13 protein-coding genes are annotated in these 23,329 nt (G+C 68.9%); 8 read left to right on the forward strand and 5 right to left on the reverse strand.

Annotated features, from left to right (window positions below; translation table 11 throughout):
• The first annotated feature begins 57 nt into the window (after positions 1–57).
• The 5 genes from LLH23_20795 (at position 58) to LLH23_20815 (ending at position 6,764) form a co-directional block, all read left to right on the forward strand.
• Positions 58–2,736 carry a hypothetical protein gene (locus LLH23_20795; protein MCE5240909.1) on the forward strand — a complete coding sequence of 893 codons (2,679 nt, stop codon included), beginning with the start codon at positions 58–60 and terminating at the stop codon, positions 2,734–2,736.
• Positions 2,737–2,748: 12 nt separating this feature from the next.
• Entirely contained in the window at positions 2,749–3,492 is a 744-nt protein-coding gene (locus LLH23_20800) for a LamG domain-containing protein (protein MCE5240910.1), read from the forward strand.
• A gap of 102 nt (positions 3,493–3,594) precedes the next feature.
• Complete coding sequence (locus LLH23_20805; GenBank protein ID MCE5240911.1) at positions 3,595–4,758, forward strand: aminotransferase class V-fold PLP-dependent enzyme; 1,164 nt, start codon at positions 3,595–3,597, stop codon at positions 4,756–4,758.
• A gap of 45 nt (positions 4,759–4,803) precedes the next feature.
• Positions 4,804–5,361 carry a hypothetical protein gene (locus LLH23_20810; GenBank protein ID MCE5240912.1) on the forward strand — a complete coding sequence of 186 codons (558 nt, stop codon included), beginning with the start codon at positions 4,804–4,806 and terminating at the stop codon, positions 5,359–5,361.
• Positions 5,362–5,450: 89 nt separating this feature from the next.
• On the forward strand, positions 5,451–6,764 hold the full coding sequence (locus LLH23_20815) for a hypothetical protein (GenBank protein ID MCE5240913.1): 1,314 nt from the start codon (positions 5,451–5,453) through the stop codon (positions 6,762–6,764).
• 223 nt (positions 6,765–6,987) lie between these two features.
• Here LLH23_20815 and LLH23_20820 read toward each other — a convergent pair whose 3' ends face one another.
• From LLH23_20820 to LLH23_20835, 4 genes are all read right to left on the reverse strand, one after another.
• Positions 6,988–7,887, reverse strand: a complete 900-nt coding sequence (locus LLH23_20820; GenBank protein MCE5240914.1) for a creatininase family protein — start codon at positions 7,885–7,887, stop codon at positions 6,988–6,990.
• Positions 7,888–7,900: 13 nt separating this feature from the next.
• Positions 7,901–10,846 (reverse strand): discoidin domain-containing protein, encoded by a 2,946-nt coding sequence (locus LLH23_20825; GenBank protein ID MCE5240915.1) that lies wholly within the window; start codon positions 10,844–10,846, stop codon positions 7,901–7,903.
• A 68-nt stretch (positions 10,847–10,914) separates the two neighbouring features.
• Entirely contained in the window at positions 10,915–12,906 is a 1,992-nt protein-coding gene (locus tag LLH23_20830; GenBank protein ID MCE5240916.1) for a hypothetical protein, read from the reverse strand.
• A gap of 89 nt (positions 12,907–12,995) precedes the next feature.
• Entirely contained in the window at positions 12,996–14,531 is a 1,536-nt protein-coding gene (locus tag LLH23_20835) for a hypothetical protein (GenBank protein MCE5240917.1), read from the reverse strand.
• Between the two features lie 188 nt (positions 14,532–14,719).
• On the opposite strand from LLH23_20835, the gene LLH23_20840 reads away from it, so the two are divergent.
• From LLH23_20840 to LLH23_20850, 3 genes are all read left to right on the forward strand, one after another.
• On the forward strand, positions 14,720–15,022 hold the full coding sequence (locus LLH23_20840) for a DUF2089 domain-containing protein (GenBank protein MCE5240918.1): 303 nt from the start codon (positions 14,720–14,722) through the stop codon (positions 15,020–15,022).
• Positions 15,023–15,147: 125 nt separating this feature from the next.
• Positions 15,148–15,882, forward strand: a complete 735-nt coding sequence (locus tag LLH23_20845; GenBank protein ID MCE5240919.1) for a hypothetical protein — start codon at positions 15,148–15,150, stop codon at positions 15,880–15,882.
• 72 nt (positions 15,883–15,954) lie between these two features.
• Complete coding sequence (locus tag LLH23_20850; protein MCE5240920.1) at positions 15,955–20,454, forward strand: DUF6067 family protein; 4,500 nt, start codon at positions 15,955–15,957, stop codon at positions 20,452–20,454.
• Between the two features lie 72 nt (positions 20,455–20,526).
• Here LLH23_20850 and LLH23_20855 read toward each other — a convergent pair whose 3' ends face one another.
• Positions 20,527–23,172, reverse strand: coding sequence for a heparinase II/III family protein (locus LLH23_20855; protein MCE5240921.1), 2,646 nt, complete (start codon positions 23,170–23,172; stop codon positions 20,527–20,529).
• Positions 23,173–23,329 lie beyond the last annotated feature (157 nt).

Below are 23,329 nucleotides of genomic sequence, written 5' to 3' on the forward strand. Positions count from 1 at the left end.
AGCCGGCCCGCCGTAACTGGGACCGCGGGCGGCTCGCCCGCGCGCATCGAGACCACCATGCGACACTGCCTCGCTGTGCTCATGCTCGCCACTTCCGGGGTCCTGGCCGCGGGGCCGGGGGCCATTGCGCCGTTGGGGCAAGCCTCGCTGCAACTGCCGCGCGGCGATCTGTGCGGCCTGGACGTGTACGATGGCCGTGCCAGGGCCGGCGTGAAGCTCGTCCCCGACGGCCAGGCGTGGCGCTCCGCCGATGGCGCGCTCTCCCTTTCCCTCACCGCGCAGCCCCTCAAGGATCGCACCAACTGGTTCGTGAAGCTGACCAACAACGGGTCAGAGAACGCCTGGCTGCTCCTGCGCGCCTACCGCGCATTCCGGCCGTCGGGAGCGAACTGGAAGTACTTCAACGGCAACTTCTCGGCCACACCCCGGCAGCCGGCCGTGCGCGGTCTGCTGCCCTACACCATGCCCGTGGTGGCGGCATACGACGAGGCGGCAGGAAGCGGGTTGGGCATCGAGCCGCTGCAGATCTTCTCGTACCTGGAGAATGGGATCATCCCCCCGGGCCGGCTGGAAGCCGGCGCTCCTACGGCATTCTACTACGGCGTGAAGCTGGTCGTTGATCCCGGCCGGACCGAGACCGTGCAGTTCGTCACCTTCGGCTTCGATGCCCGCGGCGGCGAGCGCGCGGCCGTGGCGGCTTTCCAGGCACTCTACCCCGCCGCCTTCGCGCCAATCCCCGGCGGCGACCCGCGCCTGCAGACAGCCGGCGAGGCCGGGTCGGCGGCCACATGGTACAAGCCCTCCCCCGAGGCCATCCGGCGGTCCATGACGCGCTGCGACTGGTGCTACGCGCCAGTGAAGATCCCCGGTGACTGGTTCGGCCGGCCGCAGTTCTGGGACAGGTACAACGAGGATGTCACCGACGAGAAGCGGCTCAAAGAGTACTACGGGACCCTCGACCATTACCATGCCTTCCTGAAGGAAACGTTCGACCGTGTCTCAGTGGACCATGGTGTCGCGCCGTACTTCTACATCATCAACTGGGCCTACTATCGCCTGGCCGAAGATGAGTACCGCGACGCGATGGTCAACGACCCGCAGGCCCAGAACCGCATCGGCCCGTGGGTCACGAACAAGGGGCCGGACCATCGCCTGTTCCTGTGGGGGAACAAGGCCGCGGCGCAGTTCCAGCAGGACCTGCGCGACCTCTGGGCCGCCTACCCGCTCTCCGGCTTCGGACATGACGTGACCATGGGCGGTGTGAAGTACCGCGGACCGGCAGTGGCGGCATCGCCGGGCCGCGCCTGGGACGACGAGGGTGAGTACTGCGATGTGAGCGTCTGCATCGCCAAGACCGCCGACTTCATCCACAGCCTGCCCCCCAAGCAGTTCCGCGCCGGCTTCTGGGGCAACGGCGCCGAGCACATCTACAGCATCGCCGTGCGCAGCGACGCCGGCTCGTTCGAGGGCGCCCGCTATGAACTGCCCGGCCTGGACTCGATCAGTCGGTACCGGCGCTACATGCTCGGCAGCAAGGCCATCCAGCTCTTCTCCGGCGACTCGCGCGACCACACCGCCGACTACTACGACGAGGAGAACACCCCTCCCGAAGACATCAAGCTCATGTACCGCCGCATCCAGATCGGGGCGATGCAGGCGTGCCTGAAGTGGGGCGCGTTGCCGTGCTCGGACCTGTCGGCAGGCTGGCAGGAGAGCTGGGAGCTGCACGAGCTGGCCGACCGGGAGCTATATCCCTATCCCTGGCAACTCAAGTGCGCCGCGACGGCCGAGGGACCGGTGGACGTGGCGCAGTACGGCACGGGGACGAACGCACGGTTCGCGGTGATGAACCCGCGCGGCGTGGAGGCGGCGGCGACGTTGCGTGTCGCGACTCCGGCCCTCTATGCCACTGCCGACGGCGCACCGACAGCCAACACGCTGCAAGGGGGGAGGCTGGCGATCTCTCTGAAGCTGCCGCCGGCGGGGACGGTCGTGCTGGTGCCAGTGGCGACGCGGGCAGCCGGCGTGACGGCAGGGACGTGGCGGGCGTCCCGGGTGCAGGACGAGACAGATGGAGTGCGGGTCACGCTGAGTGCCACGCAGGGCCTGCGGCCGGTCCTGCCGCCGGGCTATGGGGTGTGTGCGGATTCGCCCTGGCACTTCGGCCCGAAGGTGTTCGCGGCGACGGAGAAGGCGCTGGTGGGGTTCTTTGACGGCGTCCTACCCCCTGGCCCCTCCCTGAAGGGAGGGGGGAAAGGCAACGGCAGCGGCCACGACCTTCCCGCGATCGTCGTCCGCGCGGACGCTGCGCTGATGGAGCGCAAGTCCGGCGAGGCGGTGCAGGAGTACTTCCGCTTCTACTCCGAGGAAGTGCTCCAGCAGCCGCGCGTGGTGCTGCCTATCGTGGCCGAGCCGACAGCCGGGAAGTTGGTACGCTTCGCCACTGCGTCCGCGCCGGCCATCGGCCTCAACGGCGAGACACTCGTCATCGCCGCGCCCGAGGGGCAGTTGCTCGACACGACGCGGGAGCTGCTGCGCCTCCTGGACCGCAAGTACCCCTTCTACGGGCAGATCGGGCGGTGGGTCCACAAGCGCCCCATCGAGACCGAGCTGCGCAAGAAGCTGGGCCTCGCGGGTGGCACGGTGCTGCGCGACGGGACGGTCCTGACCACGCCGCTGACCGCCGCGCTGTTCCACCCGACGGCCAAGGGGCCGGCGTATGGGATGAGTTGGTAGTTGGGAGTTGGGATGCGACACCTCGTAGCCATCGCAACGGTACTGGTTGGGAGTTCGATCTGGGCCCTCGAGGCCGATGAGCACACGCTCTTCCTGTGCCACTTCGACGGCACGGCCGAGGCGAGCTTCTCGGTCGGTTCGCCACACGCCGAGGGTGTGGCTGGCTTCACCGAGGGGCGACACGGACAGGCGCTGTCAGCGCCGCTGGGGCTGTTGCCCTTCGCGCAGTCGGTCGCGCCGCTGACGACCGGCGTGCAGTACCCCACTGCCGGCAACATCAACCTGCAGCAGGGCACCATCGAGTTGTGGGTCCGCGTCTATGGCGACATCCTGACGACCACCGACAAGTCCCCGAAGCTGCGCTACCTGGTGAGCAGCGGCAAGTACACCGGCGGGAACCACGGCTGCGCCCTCGTGTTGAGTCACTTTGACGGCCAGCCGGGCCAACCCTATATGTTGCTGTGGACGCGCCAGAACGGCAGCGACAAGACGAAGACCTGGTCGGTCAGTTGCCGGCCGAACTGGAAGCCGGGGGAGTGGCACCACGTGGCCGCGACGTACTCGCCCGCTGAGGACCGCCTGTTCGTGGATGGCAAGCAGGTGGGGCGGACAGCGACCGGCGCGGGGATGGACCTGATCGGCGACAACTTCGCGCTCGGCGCGAGCATCTACCACAGCGGCGTGGCTGACTGCGCGATTGACGAGGTGCGCATCTCGGACAACGTGCGCTATGCGAGTGACTTTGCACCCGACTAGCAGCCGCGTGGGCGGGCGTGTCCTCGCACCCGTGATCGGTCTGGAGCGCGCGTGAGGACATGCGCGCCCACGCGACTGGAGCGACATGACAGGTGACAGCCGATGAGTGAACTAGCTGAGCGGTACCGCGACGAGTTCCCGATCCGGGACGACCGCATCTTCCTGGACCACGCGTGCGTATGCCCGCTGCCCCGGCGGACCGTCGAGGTCGCCCGGCAGGTGCTGGACCAGCAGCTTGCGCACGGGGGGAGCCCTGAGAGCTTCAGCACCTGGGGGGAGGGGGTGAGCCGCGCCCGGCACGACGTGGCGAAGCTGATGCGGGCCGCGCCCGAGGAGGTCGCCTTCGTCAAGAACACCACCAGCGGGTTGATGATCGCCGCCGGCAGCATCCCCTGGAAGGACGGCGACAACGTCGTGACCGTGGCGGTGGAGTTCCCGGCCAATGTCTACCCCTGGCTGGCGCTCGAGCGGCAGGGAGTCGAGACACGCTTCGTGGGGCTGCGCGGCGGGCGGCTGGTGATGGACGACCTCATCGCCACCATGGACCGCCGCACCCGCGCCGTGGCCCTGAGCTGGGTGCAGTTCAGCAACGGCTTCCGGGCGGACCTGGGCAAGCTCTCGCAACTGTGCCGCGACCGTGGCTGCTATCTCGTCATTGACGCCATCCAGGGCCTGGGCGCCCTACAGCTTGACCTGTCGCGCTACGCGGTGGACTTTCTGGCCGCCGACGGGCACAAGTGGCTGCTGTCAGTCGAGGGCTGCGGGGTGCTGTATGTGCGGCGGCAGATCCTCGATGACCTGGTGCCCTTCCACATCGGCTGGCTGGGGGTGCAGAATGCCCTGGACTTCCTGGACTACCAGCTCTTGCCGCTGCCCAACGCCCAGCGGTTCGAGGAGGGGAGCCACAACACCGTCGGCATCCATGCTCTGGGGGCCTCGGCCGGCCTGCTCCTGGAGGCGGGGCCGGCGCAGGTGGAGGCGGCAGTCCTGGGTCTGACGGACCTGCTGTGCGCCCGACTGGCCGAGACCGGCTGCGTCGTCTCCTCCCCGCGCACCGGCAACGAGCGCTCGGGGATCGTGACCTTCCAGCACCTGGAGGCGCCCACGGCCGACCTGCTGCGCGCCCTGTGGGACAGCGGCGTGCGATGTGCCGAGCGCGCCGGCTCGGTGCGCTTCTCCCCGCACTTCTACAACGACGAGAGTGAGATCAAGCGCGCGGTGGCGGTCGTCGCCGAGGCCGCAGGGCGGTCGGCAGGTAACCGTTAGACAAACAGCGAACACGATACTGCGGAACACGACAGGAGGGACATGATGCGAACAGCACACGTGATACTGGCCGTGGCATGTGTTCTGGGGTTACTGGCGCTGGCGGGCTGCGGGTGTGGGAAGGTGCGGCAGGCCGCCGAGGTGGCGCGGATGGCGCAGGATGCCCAGGACGGCAAGATGACCGTTACCAACGAGAAGGGCGAGAAGGCGACCATCGAGACGGACAAGACCGGGGAGAAGGGCGGGAAGGTCACCGTCACGACCGACCAGGGCACAACCACCACCGAGGTCGGCACGACCAACGTCTCCGAGAAGGACGTAGGGATTGACTTCTACCCCGGCGCCACCGTGGAGACCAGCGCAGCCGCCACCTCGACCGGCAAGGACAACGCCCAGTACAGCGCCGTCAGTCTCACCACGACGGCCTCCTTCGACGAGGTCGCCAAGTTCTACAAGGACAAGTACGCCAAGGGCAATGCCCTGGTCGAGATGCCCAACAACCTCATGATTACCATCAGCACCGGCGAGAACAGCGGCAAGGTAATCATGGTCACCTCCGAAGAGGGCAAGACGAAGATCGTGATCCACGCCTCCTCCCAGTAGGTCCCGACACCGCGCAGGACGAAAGGCCTCCCCCGACGGGAGGCCTTTCCACTTCTGCACGCCCGTGGCACGCCGCACAGGAGGACAGGATGAGAGCAGGCTTCGCGCAACTCGATGTCACGCCCCCGGTGGGCGTCTACCTCGCCGGCTACCCCGGTCGCGACACGCCCAGCACCGGCGCCGACGACCCGCTGTTCCTGCGTGTCATGGCGCTGGAAGATGAGGCCGGCGAGCGCGTCGTCCTGGTGACCGGCGACTTGCTGAAGCTACCGCGCGATCTGACCTGGCGCACCAAGCTGTGGGCCGAACGCGCGCTGGGCCTTCCCAGCGCCGCGCTCATCATCAACCTCTCCCACACCCACGCCGCCCCGGGGCTCTTCCCGCAGACCTGCTACCCGCAGTGGGGCCTGAACGTGGACTACGTGTGCCGCTTCGAGCAGGCGGTGCGGGACGGCATCGCCGCCGCGCTGGCTGACCTGCAGCCGGCAGAACTGCGCTTCGGCATTCACCAGGCGGACTTCGGCTGCAGCCGCCGCCTGCCATGCGACGACGGCAGCGGCCGGGTGCGCATGGGTGTGAACCCGGATGGCTACTACGACCCCGATCTGCCCGTGTTCGCCTGCCATGTCGACGGCAAGCTGCGCGCCGTGCTGTACTCGTACGGCTGCCACGCGACCTCGAAGTCATCGCTGAACATCAGCGCCGACTGGCCGGGGCAGGTGGCGCAGGGGCTGCAGGCCGCACTGGGGGAGAATGTGATCCCGCTGTTCGCGCAGGGCGCGGCCGGCAGTGTGGCCAACCGCGTGCGCGACTACGGGGGCGAAGGCAAGTACGAGGCCTACTGGCGCGAGGTGGCGGACGGCATCGCGGCCTTCGCGACCTCGGACCGGGTGCAGCCGCTGGCCCTGCAACTGCGCGCGACGGAGAAGGAGTTCGACCTGCCGTACGACATGGCGCGCGTGCCCACGACCGAGGCACTGCTGGAGCTGGCCGACCCGGCCGATGGGCCCGTGCCCGATGAGTACCGCCCGGCCAACCGCATGATCCTGCGGCTGTGGGCGCGGTGGGTGCTGGAGCACCAGCGCGCCGGGACGCTGCCGGAGGCCTTCCGCATGCACCTGACGCGCTGGCAACTGGCCGAGGGGCTGCAACTGCTGGGGATGTCCGGCGAGGTCACGGCCGAGGTGGGCCGGGCCCTCAAGGACCTGTTCCCGCCCGGTCAGACGGTGTTCCTGGGCTACTGCTCATACACCGATGCGTACATCCCGCGTGCGGCGATGCTGCCGGAGGGCGGGCATGAGGCGCTGTGCTCGGTGTTCTTCCACGACCGCCCCGCGCCGTTCACGGCCGAGATTGACGACATCCTCGCACGCGAGGTGCGGTCGCTCGTCGAGGAAAGTTGAGGCGCCCCGTGGGACGGAGGCCGTCAGCGCCGGAGGCGCGGCTCATGCTAGGCGGGCGCGGTAGCGCCCGTCAACCGGGGCCCCTCCTCCCCCTCCGCCAAGAGCCCCGGAGGGGCGACACACGCGACGCGGCCGGAGAAGGGCGGGCGCCAATCGGTCGCGGGGCCCCGCCCCTGCGGGGCACCCCGCGACTCCACCTTGCGCCCGCCATCCCACCCTCCTCTCACCCGCGGTCGGGGACGCGCCAGTTGGCGTGCCAGACGCTGTCTTCGGGCACCGGTTCCTGGCCATCCCACAGGTCCTGCATGGAGCGGAAGTCCTTCAGCGCCGGGCGCACGACCTCGTCCCAGAGCTGCTCGACCCGGTCGAAGGTGCGCAGGCGGTGCTCAGGCTGCACGCGGTCGTACGCGGCCAGCAGCTCCTCCGCTTTCGCGTGCAGATAGCGGATCTCGTCCTCCACCATGCGCTCGCCGGTGCGACGGCTGGACTCGCGGGCGTTGGCCCCGGTCGCGAAGTTGGGGAAGGGCACGGGCTCGGCGGGCAGGCGCGACAGGTCCACGCACTGCGGCTCGAGTGCCCATAGCAGGCTCGTTTCGACCTTCCCCGCGTGGTCGCCGCCGCTCTGGTTGTTGTTGTCGAAGCCCGGGACATTGGCCTCGAAGTCCGGCAGGCCGTACAGGCGCGTGCCGACATGGGGCTGCAGCAGCTCCAGCATGGTCTTGAGGTCCTGCCAGTTGGGGCCATAGTGGCCGGTGACGAAGAGCGCGGCCTTGAAGCCATGCGAGTCGGCGGTGCGAACGTGGTAGCAGACGTTCTTGAAGTGCTGCCAGGGCGGGAGGCTGGTGAGCCACGTCCGCTGCACCTCACCCACGCAGTTGCGTGACCAGACCGCGTAGCCGCTCAGCTCGTGGACGTGCCACATGTCCAGGGGGGCGACGATGCCACCATGCCGCCGGGCCGCGGCGCACGCGATGCCGTGGGCCTTGAGGCCGTCGAGCCCCAGCGTGTCATGCGGGCCGTGCGGCTCGCACAGGCCGTACGTGAAGTAGACGAGCGGGCGCTCGGCGAACGCGGCTTCCAGTTGGTCAGGGAACATGCGCTCCCAGCGGACTTCCCGGTCCATGGTGGGTCACTCCTCAGTAGACTTCCAGCTCGTCGAGAAACAGCCAGTCGTCGGTGGCGGCGGTGCGCCGCTTGGTGAAGCCGAACCGCACCCAGCGTGCCGTCGTGCCGGCGAACGCCACGATCATCGAGTCGTTCACCGCGTCGGCCGTGCGCCCGACCTCGCGCCACGTCTCGCCGTCGGTGCTGACCGACACGGCCATCACATCGGGCCGATAGCCCGGCGCGCCGCAGTTGTGGTGCAGGGCCCAGGCGATCTCCTGGGGCCGCCCGAGGTCCACTGTCACGACGACGGCGATCTCCGCGTCGACCTGCGCCAGACGGTAGCCGTACGACTTGCGGTCGCGGTAGGGTCCGGCGTACACGCCATCGGTCGAGACGCTGTCCCCCGGGTCCGTGAAGGACGGGTGAGGCTGGGGCGACTTCGTGTACTTGCAGCCGCGAGCCTTCGAGGCACCGCCGGTGCGGACCTGCACGGGGTCACTGGCCGGGCCGGTCTGGCCCAGGCCGTTGGCCGCAACCACGCGGTAGTACAGGTCATTGTCCATCGGCAGTTGCAGGTCGAGCCACTGTCCGGTGTGGGTCGTGCCGATGAGGTTGCCCGGGCCCGGCGTGAAGCCGGGTTCGGTGGCGCGATGGACGCGGTGGATGAGGACGCCCGCCTCGGGCACGTCCCAACGCAGCAGCGCGTACGGCGCCCGGCTCGGCTCAGCCCGCAGGCCCGCGACAGCCGACGGCGGCGCCGACAGAGCGGCTTCCACCGCGTCGGCCTCGGCCCGCGCGGCCTCAGCCAGCGGCTTGAGCGTGGGGTCGGGCTGCGCCGGCAGGCTGAGCAGTTTCGGCTGCAGCTCCATGAGCAGCCCCAGCCCCAGCGGACCGCACGACCAGCCCGTCTCGGCGCAGTAGGGCCCCCAGCCGATGTCGGCGCTGCTGCCGAAGTACTCCCAGCGCCCGTAGTCGAAGGCCCGCAGCCACGTGCCGTCATAGAGCGGGTCAGTGTCCGCAAGTTGGATGCGGGCGAGGTAGTCACCCAGGCGGCGATAGGTCTGCCTGATCCGCGGATCGCCGGTGATCTGCGCCGCCAGGCCCAGGTGCAGCAGCGCGAAGCCGGTGCCGTATAGCTGGTCGCTGATCGGGTCGCCGTTCTGCTGGAACACACTGTTCTCGGCGGTGCCGAAGGCGGCGTTGGTGGAGGGGTTGTAGCCGTCCCATTCCTGCATGGCGCCGCAGGGGGCCTGCCGGCCCACAAGGTAGTCCACGACGGTGTCGAGCCACGCGCGATGCTCGGGCGAACGTGTCGTGCCATACAGCAGCGCCAGCGGGAGCAACATGCGCCCGTGCTCGCAGGTGCGGCTGGTGACGATGTGCCAGTCGGGGTAGTCGGTCATCAGCGTGCGACAGCCGCGCTCGGCGATCTGCAGATAGCGCGCCTCGCCGGTGAGGCGGTAGGCGACGAGCAGGCTGGCCAGCGGCAGGTTCATCACGTGCGGGGCGGCGTGCTTGATCTCCTGGGCGCGCAGCTTCGGCCAGGGCGTCCCCGTGTGCCCGGACCCCTCGTAGTCGCGGTGCGACATGTAGCCAGGCAGCCCCGACTTGTCGGAAGCCACGTGGCAGAAGAACTCGACCCCGCGCAGGCCCGCCTGCAGTTGCCGGCGGTCGCCCGTCGCCACATAGCCCAGCAGCGAGAAGAGGGTGCCCGCGCCCGAGTCGTCGTTGAAGACATAGACGGTGCTGCCATCGTCGCGGAACTCGCCGCGCGACTGCCAGTGACCGAAATACCAGCAGTCCTTCGAGGTGACCGAGAAGGCGCGCGCGGTGTACTCGAGCATGCGCCGGCCACACTCGCGCCAGTCGGCATCCTGCGCGACCTGGCCGTACAGGAAGAACAGCAGCCCGCACTCGCTCACACAATCCACGCGCAGGCCCGAGCCGACGGTCGGCTTGCCGCCGGGGCCGAGGGTCGAGGTCAGCCCCTCGCGCACACCCTGGGAGCCGTCCGGCGCCACGAGCATCGGCGCCTGGCGGAACCAGCGCAAGTTGCGCTGCAGCGTCTCGCGGTAGCGGTCGGGTCGGGGTGAAAGCGTGACTCGGACGGTCCGTTCGGCCGGGCCGGCGCTCACGCGGAAGTCGTGCCGGCCGGGGCTCAGCTTCAGGGGCGCGGAGACGAGGAGGCCGGCCTCGTCGTGTAGCGTGAGGGCGCCGCCGGGGCCGGAGGCCGTGACCGCGTGGCCGGCCGGGGCGCGCACGCACAGCCGCACGGGCTCACCGACCGCCGCCCAGTCGCGGGGCTCCGTCCAGACCCCCAGGTCCACGAAGCGCCGGCGCGCCGCCGCGGCCTGGTCTGCCGGCAACAAGGCCAGCAGCACCTCGCGCGTCAGTGCCGCCCATAGCCTCGTGGGCCTATAGCGGCCCGTCTGCCAGTGGCTCAGCGCCGTGGCCGACAGGAGCAGGCGGCCCGGCCCGCGCGGCAGCTCCACGAGGGCAGCGGCAGTCTCGTCCGGCAGGCCGAAGACGGCGCGGTCCATCCCAGCGACCTTGGCGTAGGTGAGCAGGACGCGCGCCTGCGGCGCTTCGCCGACCAGGGGCAGGAAGCGGGAGGCGTGCTCTTCGAGGACGGCCAGCTCCGGCACTCCGCGCAGGGCGTCGCCGGGCGCCACGAGGCGCTCGAAGATCGCCGTCTGCGGCTTGTCCCCCACCAGCCCGGGCAGCGGAGTGTACTCGACGTACACCGCTCTGCCGGCGGCGAGAAAGGCCTCCAGGGTCTGTTGCGTCGCAGGCGGCAGGGGCTGAACCTGGGGGTACGCGGCCGCACACACGAGGAGGGCGCCATAGTCAGCCGGGGCCGGGGCGTCGGCGGCCTGCAGGCTGAGGCCAAGCTCGCCGGCGGCGGACGCGAAGGCGTGGCCCGGCGGCGCACCGATGAGCGCCAGGCGGGGGGCGGCGGAGACAACGCCGGACATGGCTATCAGTCCTGTGAGGAGGAAGAGGGTTCGCAAAGTCACTTCCCTGAGGCCTGTCGCGCGCGACCCTAGAAGTAGATCAGCGGGTCGGCCCGGACCTTCCATTCGTCGGGTGAGAACAGGGCCCAGAGCGGCCAGACGAGGCTGAGCGCGAAGATCTGGCCCATCACCAGCCCCACGAATACCGGGGCGAGGCGGTGGTAGAGGCGCACCCCGCCCAGGCGCAGCACGATCGCCTTGAACAGCCAGATCGTCAGGTACGAGCCCCAGTAGGCATAGCCGTACGACATCGTCATGACAAAACCCAGCGGGTGGAACGGTGAGCGCGGGAAGCGCGTGCGGATCAGCACCAGCAGGAGCGTCATCCCGAAAGCCGCCAGGGTGAAGCCGTTGCGGTTCCAGTCGGGCTTCAGCGCGTTGCCATCGGCGATGCGGCTGACCTCCATCCACTCCTGGCGGGCGATGCTGACGCCGTAGCCCCCGGCGGTCGTGCCGCCTGAGAGCGTGTTGCTGCCCCATTCGTACGCCATGGTCAGGAACATGTAGAAGTGGACGATCAGCCCCACGAGCATGGCGCCCATCACCAGGGCCGTCATGTGGGAGGTCTTGATGCGCGACTCCTCGCCCAGCCTGAGGCTCTCGATCTGGTACGTCATGCCCTCGGGGTAGTCGCCGAAGTGCACGTAGATGAGGCTGCCGAGCATCGCCAGGTTGCTGTAGCTGCCCCCCGCCATCAACGGGGCGGAGCCCAGGAAGGACTTGAGCTGCCGGCTGGCCTGCCAGAAGGGATACGAGGCCGTCGAGGCGACGCCGGTCTCGGCGCGCCCGCGGGTGAAGATCACCGCGAAGAGCAGGATCAGGAAGAAGAAGATGCCGATGACCCACGCGCTCATGCCCGCGAGCACATACCACAGGCACAGGGCGCAGAAGCCGCAGATGACCCCCAGGGCCGCCAGGCGGTAGCTGAGCGGATCGGCCCACACGCGCTCGCGGGGCTCGCCCGGCAGCCACGTCCCCTGCCACGCCGCGCTCACGACCCGGTGCAGGTAGCCCCGCCCGGCCCACACATAGAAGATGGCGATGGCCGCGAACGCCCCTGCACTTTGCTCCCAGTAGAACGGGAAACCCGAGGGCTGCGTGTAGCCGGCGACGCGGTAGAACAAGGCGATGGGCTTGAACCAGAAGACGAAGAAGAACCACATCGAGAAGCACAGGTCCTGCGGTGCGAAGTACGCCAGCCCGGCCAGTTGCGGGTTGTAGATGAACAGGAAGAGCGACCGCAGCGCGTCCAGGGGCTTCTCGGTGAAGAGCTTGCCGACATCGTAGTGGGTGCCCAGCGTCGGGATCGAGGGGTTGCTGGCATGCATCATGATGGACAGGAAGTGCACGAAGGCCAGCCCAAAGCCCACCCACATCAGGGGCTCGGTCCAGATGGACTGCTTCGGCCGCAGACGGCCCGTTCCCGCCGCGGCGATGTACAGCGGCACCGTGACCATCGGGAAGGCCAGGTGCTCGTGCTCGACCCAGTGCCGTCGTAACAGCGCCGTGAGGCAGTACAGCGTCCCCCACATCGTCATGAAGAAGAGCGTCCAGAGCCCCAGAGGCAGCAGCCACGGCTTCAGCGAGACCGGCCCGTCGGCGCCCTCGAAGTACTGGCGGATCACCTCCCGGTCCCTGGGCACGAACCACGAGGGGATCGTGCGGTCCGCCAGCATCTCCAGGTTGTCCTCAGGCGTGGCAAAGTACTGGGGCGCCGTGTAGCACGGCAGGAACCGATCCACGAGCTGGTAGCTGTGCGAGGCCACCAGCACGAAGCAGTAGATGACGATGATGTCGGCGTGGGAGAGGCGGAGGGTGCGCTTGAGCAGCGGCTCCAGCGCCACCAACACACCCAGCACCGCCAGCGCCAGGGGGATGCCGGCGCCCAGGCCGTTGAGCATGCTGCGGGTGTAGAACACCAACCCGACGACGGTGATGAGCAGAGCCAGGGCTAGCGTCTTGCGCGAGATGGGCTGCAGTTCGGGCTCGGCAGCCGGTACGGGCGGCTCGGGTGTGTGCATGGACTCAGACTGTTCTCACGGTAGGTTGTCACGCGGTGCGCGGGCGAAGCCGCCCGCGCACCTGGGCTCACGACGGGAGAGGGCTACTGTTAGGCTGGCGTCGGCTGCGGTATCTCCGGGCGCTGCGGCTCGGGCGCGTAGGGCACGAACTGGAACGAGTACAGGTCAGCATCGCGCAGCACGAAGCGCAGACGCACAGGCCGGCCGGCCAGGGGCCGCACGTCGCCTCCCGCGCCGGTCCAGCGCACGACGTGCTGGACTGTATCGCCGCGGATCGCCGGGCAGTCATCCAGCGTATAGCCGGGCAGGGCGTTGCCCGCCGCATCCTGGATCTCCACTTGCACCCCGCCGGCGCCCGAGGTCTCCAGGTTCAGGGACAGGTTGCCGCCCTCAAACACGAGCGGCGGCGTGACGACTTCACCGCCCGCCTGCGGAGCAGCCACCGACACGAAGCCATCCAGACGCAGCGTGAAGCGGCGGAAGGCCACGGCCGTGCCCTCCCAGTAATGGTCCACGCCATAGAACGATAGCTCAGGCGGGGCGTACTCCACGGCCGAGGGCGTCTGCACCATGCCCCAGGCGATCATGTTGTCGCCGTAGACCCAACTGCCGACCTGCTGGGGGCCGGGGCGGATGAAGGCCTCGGGCCAGCGCTTGAAGGTGAGACCGTCGCGGCTGGCCATGAAGACGCAGTCGGTCACAGCGGTACCATAGCGCGGGTGCGCCTTGGCCCGGGCCATGCGCTCCTCCACGCCGGGCAGGTCGAACACCGTGTCCCGCCAGTCGCCCTCGGTGTAGCGCATCGGGAAGCCGACGAACAGGTGCGGGGCGCGGTAGTAGGGAGTGACCTGGTTGACGTACAGGTGCTCGGGCGTAGCACCGGGATATGAGAGCCACTGCGGTTCGGGGAAGCTGCGCAGGTCGGGCGAGACGGCCGTCAGGATATCGCGCACGCCGTTGAACTGCCCATAGATGCTGGCGTCGGCCTCGCGGAAGCCCCGGTGGTACTCGCGGTACTCGCCGCGCACCGGGTCCCAGAAGGCGAGGTTCTGGCTATCGAACGCGCCGTGGGTGACCATCGGCTCGGGGTGCAGCACCGACCAGTGGATGCCGTCGGGGGAGACCAGGCAGTACAGCCCGCCCCGCCCGACGATGATCGTCTTGTAGCGCTCAGCGGCCGGGCAGGCGGGGTTGGTGTCCAGGACGGTGGACGTGTGTGCCGGGTCGCCGCCGATCTCGGCGACCTGCGCCCGCGTCAGCACGATGTTGTTCGCCGTCGAGCCGTCCCACTCGCACGCGCCCAGCTCAGGCCGGGTGAAGTGCAGGCCGTCAGTGCTCTCGGCGTAGCACATCACCGCCTCATGGTCGGCGCGGGCCTGGGCCGGCGGGCCGCTGTGACGGTAGTGCAGGCCATGGTAGTACAGGCGGATTGTCAGGCCGTCCTGGACGACGGAGGGGTAGCCGCAGGCATTGCCCTCCCACGGGGCGTCGGTCTGGAAGACGATCTCGCGGCGGACGGGCTGGTGCAGTTGCAGCCGCGCCTCGCCGCCCAGTCGCTCGATCAGCGTATCCTCAACGAAGAGCTCCAGTCGCGAGCCGATGCGAATCGAGGCCTCCGAAGCCATGAGCGCAATCACCACCGTGCCGTTCTGAGTTGCCGAGTGAGGCTGCGGCAGACAGCAGGAGACTGTTCGCGCCAGGCGTCGCCAAACCTCCCTGAGGGGGGCCGGGAGCTTGTTCAATCAAATGGAGATTGACTTGCGTTTTATTATGCATATAATACAAGCGAAGCTAAACATATATGAGTGGGTCCATGGACCAGATGCGCCGCACCAGTACTTGGCTGGATCACCTGAGTGACGAGAACATCGCATTCATCAAGCGCTTCATTCTCGCCTCCGGTTCGCTGAAGGCGCTGGCCCAGGCCTACGGCATCTCATACCCGACGGTGCGGCTGCGGCTGGACCGGCTGATCGAGAAGATCAAGGTCGTGGACAGCCAGCAGGAGATGACCGAGTTCGAGTTGACGGCGCGGGCGCTGTACGCCGATGGTAAGCTAGATCTGCAGACGCTCAAGACGCTGCTGGCGGCGCACCAGGAGGCCGATGAGAGATGAGCAAGTGGCTTCTTGCGACGGCCATGGTCCTACTCTGTGGCGGGGCCCTGGCGCGGGCGGCGGAGGTAGTCCGAGAGATCGACTGGGCGACGGAGCGGCACCCGGACTTCGAGGTTCTCCCCCCTATGCCCGAGACCAATGGCACCCGCGCTCGCGTCACCAACATGGCAACGGAGCCGCTAGACATCAAGCTGCTCACGCTGAACAAGCCAGGCGTTGGCCAGGCCACGTACGCCATCACCGGGCAGGCGCGTGCTCTGAATGTCCAGGGGGGCGCCTATCTGGAGATGTGGAGCCACCTTCCGGACGGCGGGCGGTACTTCACGCGCACCCTGGCCGCGAAGGGGCCGATGGCACAGTTGCACGGCACGTCCGAATGGCGCTCGTTCGTCCTACCGTTCCATCTGATCAACGCGACCACGTTTCCGACGATGATCACCCTCCACGTCGTGCTGCCCAGTCGCGGGACCGTTGAGCTGGGTCCGCTACAGCTGGTGCAGTACGGACCCGGTGAAGACCCGCTGGCACAGTCAGGTCGGCGGGGGCCGGGACGGGTCGGCGGCCTTGTCGGCGGCCTGCTGGGCTCGCTCCTAGGTCTGCTCGGGGCGGCCGTCGGGGTGCTGTCCGCCACGGGACGTCACCGGCGGCTGGTGATGGGCCTGCTGTGGGCGGGCATCATCTGCGGACTGACCACTCTTGCCGGCGGACTGGTTGCGACTGTCGTGTGGCCGGGCGTGAGCGCGGTGCTGATCCTCGCGGGTAGCCTGGCCGCCCTGATCTTCATGCCGTTGCGCACTGTCGTGCGGCGGCGCTATGACGAAGCGGAACTGCGCCGCATGCAGGCCCTGGACGCAACCTGAGAGCCCCACGACGCAGGCCGTCGCTTCTCCGGAAGGGAATGGACCTCCCATCCCTGACGGAGGTCTCTGTCGATGCGCCACCTCACCGCTTGTTCACTCCTCGGACTGCTGGCGCTGGCCGCTTTCGCCCAACCCTACACGCCCGACAGTCGCACGCTTCTCCTGGACCACTTCGACGAGACCTTCACCCCCGACGGCAAGCTGATGACCAGGCCCGAGGTGGGCAAGGCCGTGGCTGGCCTGACGGGCGGGCGGCCCATGGCAGGCCTCAAGTTCATCCCCAGCACCGTCGCCCCCGACGCCAGGTTCGGGCGGGCCCTCGAATTCCACGGCCTGGCCAAGATGGACTACCCCGCCGGGCCGAACCTCAACCTCAGCGCCGGGGTGCTGGAGTTCTGGGTGGCGCTGAACTTCGATGCCGCCGAGGTGAAGAAGAACCCGGGGGTGCTGAGCAACCAGCTCTTCGCCACCATCGCGGGGCCGGGCGGGTCGCAGGTGCTGGTCTACTCGACCCTGGGCCAGACCTGCCTGGGCGTGTGGGACCGGCAGCGGCAACTGATCCAGTACGGCGGCGCCCCGGGCGACTGGAAGCAGGACGAGTGGCACCACGTGCAGGTGCGCTGGGGCCGGCAACTGGAGATGTGGCTGGACGAGAAACGGGTGTTCCAGGCTGAGTGGTTTGGCCTGTTCGGCCCGGTGGATGTCAGCCCCGACGAGGTGCGCCTGGCCTTCGGCAGCCAGATCGGCATGAGCGGCGTGCACAGCGAGTTCAAGCTCGACGAGCTGCGCGTGCTGGGGCCGGGTGGGGAGCAGATCACCGACTACCCGACCATGACCGTGTGCCGCATCAAGGCCCCGACGGTAGACGGCCAGATCGAGGAGGCTGAGTGGGCCGGCGCGGCGCGCACCACCGGCTTCATCCGCCTCAATGAGGCGACCCTCGCCGACGACCAGACCATCGTCTACGCCGGCTGGGACGACCAGGCCCTCTACCTGGCCTACGACTGCCTCAACCCACAGCGCCGCGACCTGGTCGCGCGGCTGAAGGACCACGACTCGGGCGTGTATATGGAAGATGCCGTGGACTTCATCTGCCGGCCGAACCCCGAGGCCTTCCCCTACTACCAGTTCGTCTGCAACGCCATCGGCACAGTGTACGACTCGACGATAGACCCGACGCGGCAGACGAAGGCCGACCTGGCCTACAACCCGGACTGCACCTTCCGCACCAGTCGGCAGGATGATCGCTGGCAGGTGGAGTGCAGGATCCCGTTCCCGCAACTGGGCGGGCGAGCCGCACCGCGCGAGGGTGAGCGCTGGCGCGTCAACTTCTGCCGCGACAGCGAGAGCGTGAGCAACTACTCCTCCTGGGCCTATGCCGCGGGCAACTTCCATACCGTCGAGAACTACGGGGAGCTGATCTTCAGCGCCTCCGACCGCGCCCTCCGCGTCGGGCCGCTGGGCGACCTGGCGATGGGCAAGGTCGAGGCCGGGGTAGCCCTTACGGGCTTCCTGTTCGACCCGCTGGTCATCGTGAAGGGCACGCTGCTGGGGCCGAACGGCAAGGTGCTGGCCGAGCAGGAGAACCGCCTGGCCGACTACCGGGCCGTGACCCTGAAGGCCCCGCCGCTGGTGACCGGCGGCTACAACCTCATCATCCGGGCGACCACCGCCGCCGGGCCGATGGTCTTTCAGCGCCTGCCCTTCCGCGTCAAGAAGGCCTATGACGTGTCCGTCGAGGGCTACCCGTATGAGGGGAAGCTGTGGATCACCGCCAACGTGAGCGGCCTGGCCAATGCCCCCCGGGGGCTGGTCGCCAGGTCGCGGCTGATGCAGGGCGACAGGGTCGTCGCGGAGTGCAGCACCGACCGGTTCGCCGCCGGGCTGGGTGCCGCGAGCCTCCCGATCGCGGACCTCGCCCCCGGCAAGTATGTCGTCAAGTCCGAGGCCGTCGCGCCCGATGGCAAGGTCCTCGGCAGCGCCGAGGCCGAGTTCGAGCAGTTCGCCAGGCCCGCCTGGTGGCACAACACCATCGCGCTGGACCACACCGTGCCGTTGCCATGGACACCCGTGCGCGTGGACCGCGAGGGCATCAAGGTGCTGGGCCGCGTCTACCGCGTCGGGGAGGGCTCGCTACCGCTGCAGATCATCAACCAGGGGCAGGAGATGCTGACCGGCCCGGTGACGTTGCAGGCCACCAGCGACGGCCGGAGCGCGGATCTGGCGCGCCTGCGGGCCGTGGACGCGGCACACCCGGACGACGCCTCCGAGCGTCATGCCTCCGGTGCGCTGGGGCGCGTGCGGGCTGAACTCACCACCACCACGGAGTTCGACGGCCTGCAGCGCTGCGACCTGACGCTCACCCCCGACGGCGTCGCCGAGGTTTCCGCGCTCACGCTGGAGATCCCGGTCAAGAGCCAGTACGCCGCCTTCCTGTGCCCGTCCACGGGCCACACGTCGCCGGCACTGACGACGCCGCCGGAGGGCTGGAAGAGCGCCTTCATGCCGCAGGTGTGGGTAGGGAATGATGACCTGGGGTTGGCGTGGATCGCCGAGAGCGACGAGTGGTGGCGGCCGCACGACGACCAGATGGTGGAGGTGCTGCCCCGAGGCGGCACGACGCTCCTGCGCTGCAACATCCTCCGCCAGCCGCTGAAGCTGACCCAGCCGGTGACGATCACCTTCGCGCTGATGGCTACACCGGTCAAGGACGCACATGCCGGCGACCCCTTCTGGGTGCGGTTCGGTGAGGGCGAGGGGAAGACCCAGTGCCAGGAATGGTGCCGCTACCCGGCGACCGGCAACATGGACCTCAAGCAGGGGACGATGGAGTGCTGGTTCGCGCCGTCCGCCGACATGAACGGTTCGTGGCGGCAGGTCATGGCCGTCGTCGGAGCCAAGGGCGACATGCAGGTCTACTACCTGCCCGGCCCCGAGCAGCAGTTGGCGATGCTGGTCAACAGCGGCGGCAAGCAGCTCTCCGCTGCCGTCAACGGCCTGCAACTGGCCCCCGGCAAGTTCGCCCATGTGGCCGTCACCTGGAGCGACAAGATACGGCTCTTTGTCGACGGCAAGCTGGCGGCGACGCTGGACACGACGCTGCCGCCGGACCTGGACGAGAGCCCGGCCAAGTTCCGGCTCATGCTCGGCTGCCCCCGCGACTGGCGCGGCTACACGAAGGTGATCGTGGATGAGTTCCGCGTCTCGCGGACGGTGCGCTACACGGGCGACTACGCGGTGCCGACCGCGGCGTTCGCCAAAGACGCTGACACGCTGCTGCTGGATCACTTCGAGTGCAACTTCCACCCCGACGGCGAGGACGCCGAGACGCAGGCGACGGTGATCTCCGGCCGGTCGGACGAACTTGGCGGCGTGCCGAGCCTGAACTGCAGGTTCGTCCCCGGCAAGTTCGGGCAGGGACTGAACCTGACGATGCTGGACCCGATGCCCCGCGCCGAGGCCGTCAAACGCTGGGGCTTCAATGCCAGCCTGCACTGGTGGTGGCTGGAGGAGGGCGGGGAGAAGTACGGCTGGCCTGCCCCGCTGATGACCGAGCCTGAGATCCCGAACCTGCGCGAGACCGTGCGGGAAGACACAGCGCTCGGCCTGCGCCCCTCGACGTACGCGATCTACCCCGCCGTCGGCTCGCCCTCCAGGGAGAGCGCGCAGTTCGGCTATGAGTGGAGCCGCCGGCCGATGTCCACGCAGCCGTCGGAGCCGCCGAAGGGGCACTACTTCTGGGATGTCTGCGCCCACAGCGGCTGGGCCGACTACATCGTGGCCGGCAGCCAGTGGCTGCTGAATGACGTCGGCTTCACCAGCCTCTACACCGACGGCGCCGCCCAGGCCTACGCCTGCCGCAACACCCACCATGGCTGCGGCTGGACCGATGAGCAAGGGCAAGTGCACGCGACCTTCCCGGTGTTCGCTACCCGCGAGATGCTCAAACGCGTCTACAAGCTCATTCACGCGCGGCATGCTGACGGCTACCTCGTCAATCACATGTCCTTCAACACGCTCATCCCCACCATGTCCTTCACCGATGTCATGTACAGCGGCGAGCACGAGCAATACGAGAACCTCACTCGCTTCCGCGTGCGCTGGACGGGCAAGCAGTGGGGCTTCTGGAGCGTCCTGCTGGGCGGCGATGCGCACATCTACGAGCCACTGCACATGACCTGGTGCCTGCTGCACGGAGTGTCGGTATGGCCGCAGGGGTGGCAGGATCGCAACGACGCCTCCCGCAAGACCGCGAACCTGTGGCTGACCTACGACCGCTTCGGGTACCGCGAGGCGAAGTGGATCCCGTACTATGAGGCCGGCAAGCTCGTGCGGCCGGTCTCCGAGCAGGTCAAGGCCAGCCTGTATCTGCTCCGAGGGAAGCGGGCGCTGATCGTGGTGGGGAACCTGGAGCCCAAGGTCGTCCAGGCGCAGGTGGCACTGGACCTGAAGGCGATGGGCCTGCAGGGCCGGGCGCACAATGCGCTGACCGACCAGCCGGTGAAGCTGGAGCAGGGGAAGCTGTCCCTACGCCTCCGGCCCAGCACCTTCGCGCTGGTGTGGGTGGAGTGACGGGAGCAGTAGCGGCGCGGTCCATCGCGCCCTCCCCCCCACGATCCGGCACGGGCGCGATGGATCGCGCCGCTACTGGCGTTGCAGGTGCGCCGCGCCGATGAGCTTCACCATGTGGTCGCCCCGGAAGCTCTGCAGCGGGGCGGTGAACCAGGTGCTGGTCTTCGTCGCGGGCGTCCAGTCGCAGCCGGGGTCCTCGGCGACAAGCAGCTTCGTGTCCACGCCGTCGAACACGGCCTGCTTGACCGTGTAGGCGCTCGTGTACTGCCCCGCGTGATCCAGGGTGACAACCGCCCCTGCGGCGGCCGGGAACTTCCCGGCGACGGTGAGGGACGGCTCCGCACCGTGGGTCATGGCCATCAGCGCCGCGGACATCGTCGCGGGCTCCATCTTCAGGTCGAGATCACCCCACATCAGCCACCCGCCGATGACCGTGGCCGCCTGCGGCTTGCCCTCCTGCACGCCCAGGACGGCGAGGTCGCAATGGGCGCTGAGGGGCTTCCCCTGCCAGCTTCCCGGTTGCTGCTCAGCCCCGACGAGGATGAGGTCGGTGCGCGTGTCGGTTTGCACTTCGAGCGCGAGGCGCGCGCCCGGCACATCCACGACGCGCACCTGCTGGATCGCCTTGGCCTGGCCGTATGGGGCGACCACGGCGGCGAAGAGGGACTTGCCGCCCGTGCGCCTCAGCAGCGCGAACTGTCGCCACGTGCTCTCCAGCTTGCTGTCATCGCTGCCCGCCTTGCGGATGGCCGGATCGCGGCCGAGGACGAGCTGGTCGCCCGGCTGGGTGACCAGGAACGCCTGCAGCCCGGCGCCGGAGCCAACCGGGGAGTAGTCCAGGGGCGTCACCCCGGCGGTCGGGACGAAGGACTGCAGGTCGCGCAGGTAGCCGTAGGCATGGTAGGCCGACGAGTCCGTGGACTGCTCGTTGGTGCCCGGGCTGAACTTGAGGCCCGCGGGCAGCAGCGTGGGCAACGGCGTGCCGGTGAGGCCGGGGGCGGTCAGCGTCTGGGCGTCATCGGCGCTCCCGTGCAGGAAGTAGTCATGCTGCTTCCCGCCCTCCACCTCGAAGCAATCCACCAGGTAGCTGTCGGTGGGGGAGAGCCGCACCAGCGCCACCGTCCGGCGGTAGACCTGTGTGACGCCGGGGTAGACCTGCGGGTTGTCTACCGACACGGCCTGCACCTCGGGCCCGGCGGTGAAGTACCGCAGATGCCCGAGGGTCATATGGTCGGCCTTCTGGTTGGCGCCGTCCACGACGACGAGGTTGTGGGACGGGGAGAGCACGGTGTACTCGCGCCACTTGGTGTGCGTGTAGCCGAGGTCGGACAGCAGCTCCTGGCCGCGCGCGAACAGCAGCAGGCTGAGGCCGTCGAGATGGATGTGGCCGTAGCCGGGCGACCAGGTCAGGTGGGCCTGCACCTGGTTGCCGCCCTCGCCGCTGCCGAGGATCCCGTGGCCGAGGCCGGGCAGCAGGTCCGGCCGGGACGCCGTCAGCGCCTGGCCGCCGTTAGTCCACCAGGTGTCGTGGACCGGCGCGTACCGGCCGGTGGGCAGCCGCAGGCGCAGCAGGGCATCGCGCACGCGCGCCGTCTCCGGCAGGGCCTGCTCGAGGTCCAACTGATCGAGGCGCTCCCCGGTCCTGGGGTGCTTGTATCCAGGCGGGTCGCTGTAGCCTGAGGCGGCGGCGTAGACGGCCCTGAGGGCGCCGACGACCTGCGAGTGATACGACGGCGTGCCCTCCATCCAGGCCCCGTCGTAGAAGAACTGGCTGCGGGTCATGGCACGCAGGCGGCCGATCGCCTCATGCACCCACTCAGGCCGCTCCAGCACCCGGCCCGCCTGGATGACATCTGCCCACATGCCGGGGCTCATGTTCGTCAGATCGTCCTTGTTGCCCAGCGCCTGCTCAGTCATGGACGTGAGCATGGCGCGGACCTCAGCCGGCACGTCGCGCCCCGCCTCGGCCGACAGCTTCTCCAGCTCCCCGCTGGCGGCGATCAGGTCATACGCCTCGAGCAGCGAGGTCGAGATGTCCATGTAGGCCCACCAGGTCCACCGCGCCACGCGGAAGGCCGGGCTGAAGCCCTCGGGGGTGATGCTCCCCTCCTTGATGACCTTCTGCCGAAACGGGTAGTCGAAGTGGTAGCAGTACGCGGGGAAGACCTGGGCGAAGCGGGCGAGCAGCAGCGCGGCGCGCCGGCCGGCCGCGGCGTCTTTGGTCAGCCAGTACAGGCGCGCGAAGTCAACGGCGGCGCGCTCGGTGCAGCGGATCTTGTGGTAGTCCACACGCGCCTGGAAGTAGTACCGGTACGGCTCCTGCTCCTTCCACCAGGCGGGCCGCCCCTCGTAGTACGGGTAGCGCGCTACGGACCCGCCAGGGGTCTTCACCTCCTGCACCTTGTCCATCGGGTACTTGGCCGACGGGACCTCCTCGCCGCAGTATGCGCACTTGACCACGTCAGGATGCTGGAGGTCCCAGCGGGTGAGCTGGGTCTCCTGCATCCCCCGCGCGCAGTTCGGGCAGCTCACGAAGAACAGACCGGACTGCTCGGGCACGAGCTTGAGCATGTCGGCCTCGGGCAGCGCCAGCAGCGGGGCCACCGCCGCACGGAGGCCCGAGGCCTGGCCGGGCTTGAGCTGCACCGGCAGCAGCGGATGCTGGGCCGCGCACGTCAGCGAGGGGAGCACGAGGAGGGCAAGCAGCAGCAGACGCATGGTTCACCGAAGGTCCTTCCGCGAATGGCCGGGGGGCCGGCGGGACTAGTGTACCCGAAGCGTCGCGGGGGTGCAATTGGGGGCGGGAGGCGGCAACGGCAACGGCGTCCTCACCCCTACCCCTCTCCCTCGCTGCGCTCCGGAGAGGGGACGTCGG

Source organism: bacterium, from assembly GCA_021372615.1.
Classification (GTDB): domain Bacteria; phylum Armatimonadota; class Zipacnadia; order Zipacnadales; family UBA11051; genus JAJFUB01.

Excerpts from the sequence above, each read along its gene's own strand:
- LLH23_20795 (MCE5240909.1), top strand. The coding sequence starts at position 58 with ATGCGACACTGCCTCGCTGTGCTCATGCTCGCCACTTCCGGGGTCCTG.
- LLH23_20845 (MCE5240919.1), top strand. The coding sequence starts at position 15,148 with ATGCCCGAGACCAATGGCACCCGCGCTCGCGTCACCAACATGGCAACG.
- LLH23_20810 (MCE5240912.1), top strand. The coding sequence starts at position 4,804 with ATGCGAACAGCACACGTGATACTGGCCGTGGCATGTGTTCTGGGGTTA.
- LLH23_20815 (MCE5240913.1), top strand. The coding sequence starts at position 5,451 with ATGAGAGCAGGCTTCGCGCAACTCGATGTCACGCCCCCGGTGGGCGTC.
- LLH23_20835 (MCE5240917.1), bottom strand. The coding sequence starts at position 14,531 with ATGGCTTCGGAGGCCTCGATTCGCATCGGCTCGCGACTGGAGCTCTTC.
- LLH23_20805 (MCE5240911.1), top strand. The coding sequence starts at position 3,595 with ATGAGTGAACTAGCTGAGCGGTACCGCGACGAGTTCCCGATCCGGGAC.
- LLH23_20840 (MCE5240918.1), top strand. The coding sequence starts at position 14,720 with ATGGACCAGATGCGCCGCACCAGTACTTGGCTGGATCACCTGAGTGAC.
- LLH23_20800 (MCE5240910.1), top strand. The coding sequence starts at position 2,749 with ATGCGACACCTCGTAGCCATCGCAACGGTACTGGTTGGGAGTTCGATC.
- LLH23_20820 (MCE5240914.1), bottom strand. The coding sequence starts at position 7,887 with ATGGACCGGGAAGTCCGCTGGGAGCGCATGTTCCCTGACCAACTGGAA.
- LLH23_20825 (MCE5240915.1), bottom strand. The coding sequence starts at position 10,846 with ATGTCCGGCGTTGTCTCCGCCGCCCCCCGCCTGGCGCTCATCGGTGCG.
- LLH23_20855 (MCE5240921.1), bottom strand. The coding sequence starts at position 23,172 with ATGCGTCTGCTGCTGCTTGCCCTCCTCGTGCTCCCCTCGCTGACGTGC.
- LLH23_20850 (MCE5240920.1), top strand. The coding sequence starts at position 15,955 with ATGCGCCACCTCACCGCTTGTTCACTCCTCGGACTGCTGGCGCTGGCC.
- LLH23_20830 (MCE5240916.1), bottom strand. The coding sequence starts at position 12,906 with ATGCACACACCCGAGCCGCCCGTACCGGCTGCCGAGCCCGAACTGCAG.